The 13301-nt window shown below is 62.1% G+C and carries 13 protein-coding genes; 9 read left to right on the forward strand and 4 right to left on the reverse strand.

Annotated elements, in window-relative coordinates:
- Positions 1-7 precede the first annotated feature (7 nt).
- Genes P8L30_06855 through menC form a run of 5 tightly spaced genes read left to right on the forward strand, consistent with a single transcriptional unit; the run spans position 8 to position 5602 of the window.
- On the forward strand, positions 8-1135 hold the full coding sequence (locus P8L30_06855; protein MDG2239904.1) for an FAD-binding oxidoreductase: 1128 nt from the start codon (positions 8-10) through the stop codon (positions 1133-1135).
- A gap of 11 nt (positions 1136-1146) precedes the next feature.
- Positions 1147-2457, forward strand: a complete 1311-nt coding sequence (locus P8L30_06860) for a heterodisulfide reductase-related iron-sulfur binding cluster (protein ID MDG2239905.1) — start codon at positions 1147-1149, stop codon at positions 2455-2457.
- Positions 2458-2467: 10 nt separating this feature from the next.
- Positions 2468-3637, forward strand: coding sequence for a M20 family metallopeptidase (locus P8L30_06865; GenBank protein MDG2239906.1), 1170 nt, complete (start codon positions 2468-2470; stop codon positions 3635-3637).
- Positions 3637-4476, forward strand: a complete 840-nt coding sequence (locus P8L30_06870) for a hypothetical protein (protein ID MDG2239907.1) — start codon at positions 3637-3639, stop codon at positions 4474-4476. Before P8L30_06865 ends, P8L30_06870 begins: the two co-directional genes overlap by 1 nt.
- Before the next feature lie 22 nt (positions 4477-4498).
- On the forward strand, positions 4499-5602 hold the full coding sequence (gene menC / locus P8L30_06875) for an o-succinylbenzoate synthase (GenBank protein MDG2239908.1): 1104 nt from the start codon (positions 4499-4501) through the stop codon (positions 5600-5602).
- A gap of 3 nt (positions 5603-5605) precedes the next feature.
- Here menC and P8L30_06880 read toward each other — a convergent pair whose 3' ends face one another.
- The 4 genes from P8L30_06880 to P8L30_06895 all read right to left on the reverse strand — a co-directional run bounded on the left by P8L30_06880 (position 5606) and on the right by P8L30_06895 (position 9194).
- Positions 5606-7330, reverse strand: a complete 1725-nt coding sequence (locus P8L30_06880; protein ID MDG2239909.1) for an ATPase, T2SS/T4P/T4SS family — start codon at positions 7328-7330, stop codon at positions 5606-5608.
- A 90-nt stretch (positions 7331-7420) separates the two neighbouring features.
- Positions 7421-8344 carry an alkaline phosphatase family protein gene (locus P8L30_06885; GenBank protein MDG2239910.1) on the reverse strand — a complete coding sequence of 308 codons (924 nt, stop codon included), beginning with the start codon at positions 8342-8344 and terminating at the stop codon, positions 7421-7423.
- Positions 8345-8351: 7 nt separating this feature from the next.
- On the reverse strand, positions 8352-8525 hold the full coding sequence (locus P8L30_06890) for a hypothetical protein (GenBank protein ID MDG2239911.1): 174 nt from the start codon (positions 8523-8525) through the stop codon (positions 8352-8354).
- Positions 8526-8582: 57 nt separating this feature from the next.
- Entirely contained in the window at positions 8583-9194 is a 612-nt protein-coding gene (locus tag P8L30_06895; protein ID MDG2239912.1) for a hypothetical protein, read from the reverse strand.
- A gap of 212 nt (positions 9195-9406) precedes the next feature.
- On the opposite strand from P8L30_06895, the gene P8L30_06900 reads away from it, so the two are divergent.
- From P8L30_06900 to P8L30_06915, 4 genes are all read left to right on the forward strand, one after another.
- On the forward strand, positions 9407-10237 hold the full coding sequence (locus tag P8L30_06900) for a hypothetical protein (protein ID MDG2239913.1): 831 nt from the start codon (positions 9407-9409) through the stop codon (positions 10235-10237).
- A 64-nt stretch (positions 10238-10301) separates the two neighbouring features.
- Complete coding sequence (locus P8L30_06905) at positions 10302-11039, forward strand: hypothetical protein (protein MDG2239914.1); 738 nt, start codon at positions 10302-10304, stop codon at positions 11037-11039.
- 2 nt (positions 11040-11041) lie between these two features.
- The gene (locus P8L30_06910; GenBank protein MDG2239915.1) at positions 11042-11398 is read left to right on the forward strand and encodes a tRNA-binding protein; all 357 of its coding nucleotides are present in this window, start codon (positions 11042-11044) and stop codon (positions 11396-11398) included.
- Positions 11399-11406: 8 nt separating this feature from the next.
- Positions 11407-13290: a TRAP transporter permease gene (locus P8L30_06915; protein ID MDG2239916.1), complete on the forward strand. Its 1884-nt coding sequence runs from the start codon at positions 11407-11409 to the stop codon at positions 13288-13290.
- Positions 13291-13301: the final 11 nt, after the last annotated feature.

A 13301-nucleotide genomic window follows, 5' to 3' on the forward strand; every position in this document is an offset into this window, starting at 1 on the left:
CGAGGACGTGAAGACAGCTATCGAGGACATCGTTCCGGCGGAGGCGTTGGATGATACCGGAGGCAGGGGCCCGTTGGCTGCGGCTGCGGAGGCCGTTGTTCTGCCGGGTAGTGTCGAGCAGGTGGTCGAGGTCGTGCGATGGGCAGGAGCGTCGGGTAGGCGCATCGTTCCGATCGGTACCGGACAGCGTGTGGGGGGGGAGCATGCTGCCGGTCCCTACGTACTACTGTCGACCCATCGACTTTCGTCCATCGATATCTATGAGCCTGCCGACCTGACGATCACCTTGGGTGCAGGACTGACGATCTCTGGGTTGCACGAAGCGACGCGGCCCAACCAACAGTGGCTCCCGTTCGATCCGCCCACGTTTTCGTCACGTACGGTGGGCGGGTTGGTGGCTGCCGGGCTGACCGGGCCGCTTTGGGCCGGTTATGGCGACATAAAGAACCACGTGCTCGGAGCCACGGTCGTGTGCGGGGATGGCCGTTGTTTGCGGTTGGGTGGCCGAGTCGTAAAGAATGTTGCTGGATTCGACCTGCTGCGCCCCGTTGTCGGCAGCCGCGGCAGTCTAGCTGTGATTACCTCCGTCACGTTACGGCTGTTTCCCGTGCCGGTTGTGGATCGGGTCTTGGTGCTGGAAGGTGAACGTCTGGAGGATCTCGTTCCGGCCGCACGACGCGTGGCGACCGCGTCCGTCCTGCCCGTCTCGATCGTCATAACGAATCACGATGGCGCGCCTAAGTTGCTCGTGAGGCTTCATGGTGCATCGCCGACCGTTGATGCCGATCAAAAGACGTTTGAGGCGGCCGTAGGTTCTCAGTTCCGATCCCTCGAGGGTGAGAAGGCACTCGAGATCGCTCGAGCGACACGGGACGCCGGCGTCGGTCTGCCCCACACTGTCACAATGTTCGGTAAAGGGACGGAATTGGCCGAGTTGATTCGCCAGGCGCAGGAGATCCCAGACGCCACGATTTCCGCCGACGCGTACCGATGTGCGGTGACGGTTGGCACCACTGCTCCGATTGATGGGTGCTTGAACACGGGTCGGCCACTGGATCCCGAGGTTGTGGTGTTGAACGCAGGGGCCAAGGGAGTGTTCGACCCCGGCGGCGTGATGTGGAGTCCACAACCATGAAGACGTCGTAGATGACCTCACCGACAACGACCCTCTCGGATGCCCTCGCCGCCCAACAGGAGCGGCTGCTGCCCTGTGTGCACTGCGGTTTCTGCCTACCGGTTTGCCCGACCTACACACGGCTAGGTGATGAAAACGATTCACCTCGGGGCCGTTTGCACCTCATGCGGCACGTGGTGGAAGGACGCATGAATCCGGCCTCGGATGCGTTTCGTACCCATATCGATCGATGCCTTGGATGCCGCGCTTGTGAGCCGGTATGCCCTTCGGGGGTCGAGTACGGCACGCTCCTAGAACTGGCCCGTGAGACCGTCGCGGAGCACCACCCGCCGAGTCGCCTCACGCGGATGCTTCTGACCGTCTTCGCGAGTCGGACCCTCCGTGCCGCGGTCCTGTTTCCTGGGCGCGTGATACGCTCGCTGGGGTTGGCGTCGCTCATGGGCCGTGTTGTTCCGGCGGTAGGGCCGTTGCGTGGCGCGAAGTTGGGAATGGCCATGCTCGCGTCAACGAGAAGGTGGGTGCCACCCAAGGTGAGCGCTGAGCAAAGAGGGGTAGCGCCCAACGCGGTACCGACTCCCCGTGGTCGTGTCGGAGTCCTAGAGGGATGTGTTCAACAAGGACTCTTCTCTCATGTGAACGATGCGACGGTTCGTGTGCTGGAGGCGAACGGGTACTTGGTTGTCCCAGTGAAAAGGCAGGGCTGTTGCGGCGCCCTGCACGTCCACAGCGGCGACCTGGATGGCGCACGTACGTTGGCTGCCGCCAACATCAAGGCGTTCGAGTTGGTGGACGTGGACTGGATCGTGGTCAACGCCGCGGGGTGCGGTGCTGCGATGCAGGATTACGGAACGCTGTTCGAGGCAGATGCGGAGTGGTCTGAACGGGCAGGCACCTTCGCGGCCAGGGTCAAGGATGCCACGGAACTGCTCGCTGACGCGGGCCCGAGGCAGGGGGCCGAGGTGGTGTGCTCCATCGCGTACGACCACCCCTGTCATCTGCTTCATGCGCAACGGGTCGAGACCGCACCGCTCCAGGTGCTGGGGGCTGTCCCCGGGGCTGAGGTCCGCGTTGTAGACCGAGCAGATGAGTGCTGTGGAGGTGCGGGCATCTACGGCATTACCCATCCCGAACTCGGCGGCCAGATTGGCCGCGACAAGGTCGCTGCCGTGAGGGCATGTGGAGCCGACGCACTCGCGACGCCGAACCCGGGGTGTATGATGCAGATCGGGGCGGGTCTGTTCTTGGAGGGCGCCCCAGAGGGTGTGCTTCATCCCGTCGAGTTGCTGGACACGAGTTATCTGAGGGCGGGTTTTTACGATTGAGAGGAAGAGCTTGAGCGACGCATCGGAACGAGCGCAGGAGGTACTGGCGTATTTGCGTGAGCGTCAGGACGAGATGGCCCGGATGCTTGTCGCATTGGCCAACGTAGAGTCACCGACGGACGTGCCGTCGTCCCAAGCGGCCGTTCAACGCCAACTCACCGAGTCCTTTGAAGACCTCGGTTTCTCGGTTCGGCACCGCCGTGGCGTGGAGACCGGTGGATACCTCTTCGCCAAACCGTCCGGTCGGGTGAAAGGGCGACGCGCCCAGCTCTTAATGGGGCACTGCGACACGGTGTGGCCCATCGGTACGACCGAGTCTATGCCGGTCCGAATCGAAGACGGGGTTCTCTATGGTCCCGGCACCTTCGATATGAAAGCTGGCATCACTCAGGGAATTTTCGCGCTCCGTGCACTCCGTGATCTAGGGCACGAGCTCCCTCTCACGCCTGTGTGGTTCATCAACTCGGATGAAGAGACGGGTAGCCCTGAGTCACAGCGTTACGTACGGCTCGTCGCAAAGCACGTCGACCGCACATTTGTGCTCGAGCCGTCCTTGGGTCCACAGGGGTCACTGAAGACAGCAAGGAAAGGTGTGGCGCGTTATCACCTCACGATTCACGGAAAAGCCGCTCATTCGGGCCTCGACCCCAAAGGTGGAGCGTCAGCGATACAGGAGCTATCTCATGTCGTGCAGGCGCTACACGCGCTCACCGATCATGAACGGGGACTGACCGTGAACGTCGGGGTCGTTGAGGGCGGCACACGTCCCAACGTGATCGCGGCACGCGCGACGGCGGTTGTTGATGTACGAATCATGACGATGGCTGACGGCGAGTGGATCGACGGCAAGATCCATGGCCTGCAGGCCCAGACCCAGGGGACCTCCATTGACGTGGCCGGTGGAATCGAGGTGCCACCCTTGGAGCGTACGCCTCGCAACCGCGAGCTCTGGTTCGCAGCTCAAGCCTCCGCGGATCGCCTGGGCCTGTCGATTGATGAGCAGATCTCGGGCGGAGGGTCCGACGGGAACACGACCAGCCAATACACCGCTACCATCGACGGCCTTGGCTCGGTGGGTGACGGTGCTCACGCGACCCATGAACATGTAGTCATCGATCGTATGCCTGAGAGGGCGGCGCTTCTAGCGGAACTCCTCATGACTCCGTGCGGCGCAGGCTAATGGTTGAGACGTGGCGTGGGTACACGATCCGCTCCTTCGAGACGATCGAAGAGTTCCGTGAGTGTGTGGAGCTTCAAGAGGAGACCTGGGGCCAAGGTTTCTCCGAGCGCGTGCCTCCGGCGATCCTGAAGGTGTCTCAGATTCTCGGCGGAGTATCTGCAGGCGCATATACTGCGGATGGTGACTTAGTGGGGTTCGTATTCGGGATGACGGGCCTACGCGGTGGCGAGCTCGTGCACTGGTCTGACATGCTCGCGGTCCGGGAGAAAGCGAGGGATTCTGGACTGGGGACCAAGCTCAAGGCGTATCAGCGTGACCGTGTGATGGAGCTTGGAGTCAAGCGTATGCATTGGACTTTCGATCCTCTGCAGTCTCGGAATGCGTATCTCAATTTTGCCAAGCTGGGTATCGTGGTACGCGAGTACGCCCGCGACATGTACGGGCAGACCGACTCGCCTCTCCATCGCGGCATAGGGACGGATCGTATGATTCCGCTCTGGCTCCTGGAGTCCGAACGCGTCGCGAGGCGGCTCGAGGGCACCGAGGTGTTCACCATCTCAGACGCAGACTCGATCCCTTATGCGCTCCGGGGGAGTGGGAGTAGTGAGGACCCTGGCCCACTCGAGCCGGTTCTCGATATCGACTCGGATCGCCTGCTGGTGTCGATCCCGTCGGATGTGGCGGGCATGTTGGACCGAAGCGTTGAACTCGCACTCGAGTGGCGTTTGGCTACCCGAACTGTGTTCACGCACTATCTTGCCGCCGGTTACGAGGCTCGAGAGTTGCTACGTCGCGACCATACCTCTGACTACCTGCTCGCCAAGATCCAGGCTGAGTAGTGACCACCAACCCAACGAATCTATGAAGATCGAACGCGCGGTACTCCGTGAGCTTCCGCTCCGCCTCAAAGAGTTCTTCGAGATCAGCAGCGGAGGGAAGCAGGATCGTCGAATCCTGCTTTTGACCCTCTATTCAGATGGGGAAGAGGGCTGGAGTGAGTGTGTGGCCTCCGAAGACCCTTCGTACGCCTACGAAACGACCGATGGCGCCTGGCACATCCTGACCGACTTCATCCTGCCGAACATCGTGGGACGTGAAGCTTCCGGGCCAGAGGATATCCTGAGCCCTGTGTCTTGGATTCGCGGACACGGCATGTCGAAAGCCGCGGTCGAAATGGCGGGATGGGACCTCGCCGCTCGTATGGACGGGGTCTCGCTCTCGAAGAAGCTCGGCGGGGAGCGTGATGTTGTCCCAGTGGGTGTGAGCATCGGACTGAAGCCGACCGACGAAGAGCTTCACGAGGCAGTGGCAGGCTATCTGGAAGACGGCTACGCGAGAGTGAAGCTCAAGATCAAGCCGGGACGGGATGTCGAGATGCTCGCGGGTCTTCGTGAGCGTTTTCCGGACACGCTCTTCATGGCGGACGCCAATTCTGCATACAGGCTCGAAGACTCCGACCGGCTGCGTGAAATGGATGCGCTCAATCTCACCATGATCGAGCAGCCGCTCCGCTACGATGACTTCTTGGAGCACGCACGTCTGCAGGAACGGATCGAGACGCCAGTGTGCCTGGACGAATCCATCAAGGGGGAGGGCGACCTAGCGCTAGCACTCGAGCTGGGAAGCTGCCGGATCGTGAACATCAAGCCGGGCCGGGTGGGCGGATTCGGTGTCAGTTCTAGGATTCACGACACCATGCGTGCGGCTGGACTGCCAGTTTGGTGCGGAGGAATGCTGGAATCTGGTGTGGGGCGGGCTCACAACCTGGCCCTCGCATCGTTGCCTGGTTTCACCTTGCCCGGGGATATCTCGGCGAGCCAACGCTACTGGTCGCAGGACATCGTCACGCCGGAATTCGAGGTCGAGGACGGGGTCATGAAGGTCCCAACAGGCCCCGGACTGGGCGTGGAGCTGGACCTCGACCGGATTCACGGTCTCACCGTCCGCGAGGCAGAATTCGGCTAAGAATCAGGCCACGGCGGGTCTCACGCACCACGGACAGTATCGCCAGCCTTTCTCGAGGGTTCTTCCGCACGAGCAGCTGCGTCTGTCTTGGTGGCCGCAGTTGGGACAAGCCGTCGCTCCGAGTGGCACGGCGCCGTCACAGGCTCGACAAGGCCTGGCGGTGATTGCCGCGGCATGCAGAAGACGTGTGATCTCGTGAGGTGTCGTGTGCCCGGCAGCTACGGCGCGGAGAGCATCTGCCGCGAGCGAGCCCATCCCAGCCTCTGATGCCAGTGCTCTGATCCGGGCGGTCGGCTCACCACGTGATATCGCGTCTCGAAGGGGATCGGTCAGAGTAAGCACCTGAAATACGCCGGTACGGCCCTGGTGCCCATCCCCACATAGGCCACATCCCCTGCCTCGACAGGTCGGGCAACTCCGACGGATGAGTCGCTGGGCGACGATTCCCGACAAGCCTCCCGCAACGAGAAAGGGAGGCACGCCCATGTTCAGAAGTCGGGTGATCGCGCCGGGGGCGTCCGTCGTGTGAATTGTGGACAGGACGAGGTGTCCGGTGACTGCGGCGGTCATCGCGATTTCTGCCGTCTCAGCGTCGCGGATTTCCCCTACCATCACGACGTCCGGATCTTGTCGGAGTACCGCGCGAAGAGCGTCGGCGAAGCCCAGGCCGGCGCGCCTATCGACCTGGATCTGATTCGCGCCGGGGAGACGGTATTCCACCGGATCCTCCAGAGTCACGATGTTGCGCGTATCTCGGTCGAGTTCGGAAAGGGCAGAGAAGATCGTTGTGCTCTTTCCGCTCCCGGTCGGTCCGGCGACCAACACGACTCCTTCGCCCTTGAGGAGAAGTTTTCGGATCGCTTTCAGGTCCCGCATGTCGAAGCCGAGGCCTGCGAGATTGGGCGGCGCTGCGCTAGGGTCCAAAATGCGAACCACGGCCTTCTCCCCGCCATTCACGGGGAGTGTGCTCACTCTCAGATTGAGCGTCCGTCCGTCGTGAGGCAGGTCAATGCTCCCGTCCTGAGCACGGCGTCGGACGGAGATGTCCATACCCGCCATGACCTTGAGGCGGGAGAGAACCGCGCGCCGAACCTCGGACGGCAGTTCCATTGCCTTCTTCAATTTGCCGTCGATCCTGTACCGGACGCGGACATCTGAGCCGGTCTCCTCGACGTGGATGTCGCTCGCGCCTTCGTCGATGGCTGTCTTGATCATGCGATCGACCAGGCGCACGACGGGCGCAGCCCGGGTCGCTCGCTCGAGTTCGTCCGCATCTCTTGTTCGGGAAACTAGGATCTCGCTCGGGAGGGCCTCCACGAGTTCTGGAAGTTCACTTCCGTAGTAAGTGTCCAGTGCCTCACCGACCGCTTCCGGAGTCGCCACCACCGGGTCGATGCGCCGACCCGTCTGGAAGCGAAGGTCATCTACCGCGCGTAAGTCGAGCGGGTCTGCCATGGCGAGACGTAACTCTCGGGGGGTGACGGCCAGGGGTAGTACGGCGTGGACTCGAGCGAGTGTGGGGCGCACGAGACGTAGTGATTCGGGTGTAGGCGCGAGGGGTGCCTCGATATAGGGGAGGCCCAACTGGGTCGCGAGGGCGCGGGCCACGTCGACAGCCCGGAGGGCATGCCGGCGTAGCAGTGTCTCGCCCAGACGCACGCCCGTCTGTGCCTGTTCTTCAAGTGCAGCGTCGAGGGTGGTTTTGTCGAGCTTGCCGCTGTCGATCAACAGCTGCCCAATAATTCTTGGTTTTTTGGCCACGGCTAAGTGTGACGCGGGATGCTGAGCCTGGGGATGGCTCGATGGGCCCCCTTTCGCTCAAGAAACGCCGAGAACGTCCAGGATGAAGGGCGTCACATCTCGTAGGTCGGTCATCTCGGCCGCAGCATCCGCATGCGGACCCGCGGCGAGGCCGAGAACGGGGTTTCGAGTGTGTCCCACACGCACGTCTTCCAAGTTTCCGTGATCGCTCGCCACGAGCAGAGTCACGTCGTCACCGAGGTTGGCGAGTAAGCTGGCCAGGAGCTCCTCGACCCGGACGAGGGAAGAGATCGCTGCGTCCAGGGACATTTCGTGCCCGGCTGAATCGGTGGCGTAGTGCGCGTATAGCGTCAGGTTCGCCTGAGAGGCAATGCGAGCCAGGTTCGCGCCGGCGTCCATTGGCGTGATCGTCGGTAGCCAATCATGACCGAGGTGGCGCTTCCAATCGTCGTTTACGATGTCGCTCGACAAGGCATCGCCTGAGCCAAGCGCCTCCTCGTGCCGCGTGAGCACGCCTGCTCCTCGGGCTGCAAGCGGGGGCCCGGCCACCCGTCGGCTCCCCCGATCTCCCGGCCAACCGCGCGGGTAGGCGTTGGCGAACGCGACATTGTGTCCCGCGGCCGCGGCCTTCTTCAGCACGCTCTCCTCTTCAACGAGTGGACGGAGAGCAACGGGAGTCCAGGGACCAAAGTGGCTCCCGTGGAGTTCGGCAGCGTCTTCACCCGTAAGGAGGGCGACCTGGCCTGTCCCGCTCTGGGGCGTCCCTTTTGTGTCCAGGCGCGCATCGAGCGGAAAGGACCGAGCAGCGGACCCTCCGCGCCGGGGCGCCTTGAGTGTTGCGATGGAGCCGCCCTGTAACGCTGCCCAGGACGGGATGAGCCCGCGCGCGTGGGCAAGAACAAACGGGTTGGTCTCGGGATCGTCTTCCCCGATGCCGACCCCGTCTAGAAACAGAAGGAGGACCCGGGTGGGCTGCGTCACTGCTTCGTCAGCGGTTCGTGGCTCTCTGCAGGGCCCGTTCCACTCGGCCCTGCTGGATCTCCGGGCCGTTGAAAAAGTCGGCGATGACAGACTCCTGGCTCAACACATCGTACAGGGTCAATAACACGACCAAGAAGAACAACGCGAAAGCGACACCTTTCCCATCGAGCTTGGAGGACATGGCAGACGACCTGCGTGGGGGGCAATTACTACCTGGAGACTGTTGTCTCCTTACTACTTAGAGTACAGCAGGCGGGTCCGTAATGTCCACTCCCGGAGGAGACGTGATTTCGCCAGCGGCTCGGAGATCGACGGTCACCTGGACCTGAACGTGACCCATATCTGCTCTGTCTCGGATCGCGTCACGAATACGTGGCTCGAGCTTCGTATACGCAGCTTTGACTCCGCCACGGAGCTCTTTGCGTAGCACTTTGAGCGCGTTGACATCTGCACGGCTCGTCTTGGTCTCTTTCTTCGCGTCAGCAATATGGAAGGCCCGAATCTCGAACGGCGACACACCAACGTCGTCAAAGCGTTCGTGGTCCATGTACTGGATCGAGACGCTGATGTCGCCACGGGCGTGATGGTGATGAATGTCACCAACGGCCTGGAAGCGTGACGCGAGTCGCCCTAATTCAGCTCGTTGGGCGACCTTCGTGTATGCGCGCTCGAGGATCGCGTAGATCCTTTTTGCCCGCTCCGGGTTGGTCGCATCGAGGTCCGGCATCTCCGTCTCCAACTCTCGGCCGAGAGCCTGACGATCGACGTTGAAACGCGCAGCTTCCGCGTCACGGTTTCGTGCGCGGTCGATGTTGTCGAGAATTCGGTCTGGATTGGTCCGGAGGCTCATCTGACGTGCTCGGAGATGCGGTCTGACGTTCGGCTTTCCAGGGATCCCGGAAAAGAAGAGTTCAACAGAATACAGGGTCTCTCACGGCCGGCCAAGGGCACGGTTTGCGAAGATTTCGCCCGCGACCGCCCTAGGCTACACTTGACATTGCAATCGTTTGTGCCCGTTGGCGTTGTCCCGCGCGCATGGACTCACCACTTGAGGAGACAGCCATGCGTGTGAGGCTTTCCATTATTGCTCTTATGTTCTTGGGTCTCGCAGCTTGCGGCGGCGGCGGACCTCCGGCACCGGCGGGCCTCGGGTATTCGGTTCCGAACCCTGCTGCGGTCACGTATATGACCGCAGACACCAGCTACATCGAGATCGACGCGATGGGCCAGATGATGCAGATGAGCACCGCCCAATCTGCGACGGTGAACGCGGTGTTCGCTGATGTGGCCGGGGCGGTTCAGGTCACTTTGACGTATGAGGACTTCGGAGCGCGGTTGACCCAACCGATGGGCGCACCGATGACAGCCGACGAAAGCGGCATCAAGGGTCCGCTCGTTTATTCGGTGGACCGGACGGGCAACGTGACCGTCGGGTCAGTGCCGGATGTGACCGGCAATGCCTCCACCCTGTTCGCGCCACTTTCGACCATGCAGGCGTTCCTACCGGGTTTGCCTGGCACGGGCGTCGGGGTCGGTGATATGTGGACTGACACGGTTTCATACTCCGGCGACGAGGGGCCGGGTACGATCTCGGCGACCACGATCAGTCAGTACTCCGTTGTGGGTGACGTTATCGTCGACGGTCGTTCGATGTTGCGGATCGACATCACTGGAAGTTCTGTGAGCGAGACAGAAGCCGCGGTCGAGGGCATGGATGTATTCCAGAGCATGAGCGCGATGATGGAAGGGCACCTGCTGTGGGACATGCAGGCGGGTGTCATGCACGAGCGGGTTCTGACCTTCGAGGGTGATGGCACGACCGAAGTGTCCGCGGCCCCGATGGCCATGTCGATGCAGATGAACGGCACGAGCACCACGCGACGGATAAACTAGGACCGATTTGGAGGGCGGTCGGTCTTTGGGGCTGATCGCCCGTTCCGTACTTAAGGAGATGCACATGGATCCGTCCGAATCCGAGATGCCTCAGCACGAAATGAATGAGCCTGCTGAAACGCAGGAGGCTGCCGAAGAGGGCCCGACGGTGCCGCCGTTCTACAAGCGCATGGTCGATGTGTTCTTCAATCCGGGCGCGCTGGTCGAGGCATTGGCGGCGAAGCCGGTGTTCGGAGCCGCTGTCCTAGCCGGGGTTGTTCTGATCGCCGTCCAGATGGCGCTGATCCCTGTGGAAGTGTTCATGGAGATACAGCGCGAGGCGATTCTGGAGAGCGGTAATGAGTTGCCGGAGATATCGGACACGATCGTGCAGGTCACGAAGATTGCGACGCCGATCTTCGCGGCGATCTCCACGGCGCTATTCACGTTCATCTTCGCGGGTGTTTATACGTTGATCTTCGCGTTCATCCTCGGGGACGAAGGGAGATATCGGCAGTACCTCTCGGTGACCGCCCATGCATGGCTCATCCCGTTGTTCTTCGGACTGCTGATCACCCCACTCAGGATCTCGACGGGTAACCCCCAGCTCACGATGAATCTGGGGAGCTTCATGTTCTTCCTGGAGGACGGGTACTTGTTGAACGTGTTCAAGGCGTTTGACCTGACGCAGATATGGGCATCGCTCGTGATCGCCCAAGGCGCGACCGCCATCGATAGCCGGCGGAGCTTCGGGAGCGCCGCCGCGTTCATCATCGGGCTGCTCTTGGTTGTTGCGTTGATCGCCGCGCGCTTCATGCCGTAACGGTGGGTCACAGCAAGCCGGAAACCGCTATCGAGATCTTCGATCAACTGGAAATTCGCAGCGGACGAGTTGTTGCCGTTGAGCCGTTTCCCGAGGCCCGGAAACCAGCCTTTAAGCTGACGCTGGATTTCGGGGAGCCGGTTGGCGTGCTACGCTCGTCCGCTCAACTCACCCATCGATATCATGTGGAGGACCTCCTGGGCACCCAGATACTGGCTGTTGTGAACTTCCCGCCACGGCTCGTAGCCGGATTCAAAAGCGAGTGCCTCGTGCTTGGGGTGATCAACCCAAATGACCCGGGTGACATCGTTCTCGTTCGCCCCGACTATGCGGGCACCCCAGGTTGGGAGCTCGGTTGAGCAAAAGCATGCGGGTGCGCGCGTGGGTGATTGCGGCCGTTTCTGCGGCGGCGGCGCTGTTCCACCTCTATGCGGCGGGATTCTCGCCATTCACCGCACTGATTCAGCGGCCTGTTCACCTGGCCCTGATGGCAGCGTTGGGTTTTCTGGGCGTTGGGGTACAGCGTAAACGGCGAGCCTCTGCGGCCGCCGAGGTCGTAGAGGCGGACGGGGACGCGACGAACCCGGTGGACGAAGAGGAATCGGTTTCATCCGACGAGCTGAGTTGGCTCAACTGGGTGCTGGCGGGAATCACGGTTCTGGTATGTGGCTACCTGGCGTCTCAAAACCAGCAGCTGGTCAGCCGATCCGCTAATCCCACGCAACTCGATCTGATTGCCGGCGGAGTTCTGATTCTTCTCGTCCTCGAGCTGGCTCGCCGGGCGACGGGCTGGGGATTGGTCATCGTGTGTCTGCTCGCGCTGGGTTATGCGTTCGCGGGTCCATATCTGCCCGGCTTCTTGGCTCATCGCGGATACGGGGTCGTGCGCCTGGTTGAGCAGCTCTTCTTGTCCACCGAAGGCATCTGGGGAGTGCCGCTCGGGGTGTCGGCGGACTTCGTTTACTTGTTCGTGCTCTTTGGGGCAGTGCTTGATGTCGCCGGTGGTGGTGCGCTGTTGATCGCCTTGGCGAACCGAGTCGCGGGGCGCACGCGCGGCGGCCCGGCAAAGACGGCCGCCGTCGCGAGCGCCTTGATGGGCTCGTTGTCTGGCAGCGCGGTCGCGAATGTCGTCACTACGGGGTCGTTCACGATCCCGCTCATGAAACGTGCGGGATTTAGGCCCTTCTTTGCGGGTGCCATCGAGGCTGCGGCGAGCACGGGTGGGCAGCTCATGCCGCCGGTCATGGGCGCGGGCGCGTTCATTCTCGCGACGTGGACCAACATCCCCTATTTGGAGGTAGCCGCTGCAGCGGTAATCCCCGCGATTCTGTATTATGCTGCCCTGATTGCCGCCATCCATTTTCGCGCCGGCCGCATGGGCATTAAGCCTGCCGGGACTGGTGATGTAGAAAAAGTCTCAGATCGGCTGCATCTGCTGCTGCCACTCGCCGCGATCGTGATCCTGTTGGGTATGGGCCGCTCGCCCATGCGCGCGGCATTCTGGGGTGTGACCTCTGCGTTCGTCATGGCGTATTTGCGTCCAGCGACTCGGCCTTCGTTGCCTGAAATCCGCACGGTGATGGAGCGGGCAGGACGTGGGGCGGTTCAGGTCGCCGCGGCGTGCGCCGCCGCCGGCATCGTTGTCGGTGTGGCGTCGCTCACGGGCATCGGACTCCGCATGTCGGAGCTCATTATCCAAGTGTCAGGGGGCAATCTCCTGAGTGCGCTCATGCTCACCGCACTGGGTTCGATCGTCTTGGGCATGGGTCTCCCGACTACGGCCGCGTATGTGGTGCTGGCCGCCCTCGGGGCCCCTGCGCTCGTTCAATTGGGTGTGCCTCTGCTCGCGGCCCACCTGTTCATTTTCTACTTCGGATGCATCTCGAACGTGACGCCCCCGGTGTCGCTCGCGGCATTTGCTGCGGCCGGGATCTCCGGCGCTCCACCACTAAAAACTGCGATGACTGCTGCGGTGTTGGCTGGAGCCGGGTTCGTGGTGCCCTTCATGTTCGTGTACGGCCCCCCGCTTCTGCTCGTGGGGACGATTCCTGAGATCACGCTGGCCTTTGTGAGTGCCATTGTTGGCGTGACGGCGCTGGCTGCAGCGGGGATGGGTTTCGCCCGGCGACCGATCGTGTGGTGGGAGCGCGTGATTCTCTTCGTCGCGGCGCTCGCACTGGTGCTCCCGGGCCTGGCCACGGATGGGGCTGGGCTAGTCGGCGTTGTTGTGGTCTTTTCTAGGGCTGAATGACGAACGCCGCC

This window comes from Longimicrobiales bacterium, assembly GCA_029245345.1.
GTDB lineage: Bacteria > Gemmatimonadota > Gemmatimonadetes > Longimicrobiales > Gaopeijiaceae > CALFPJ01.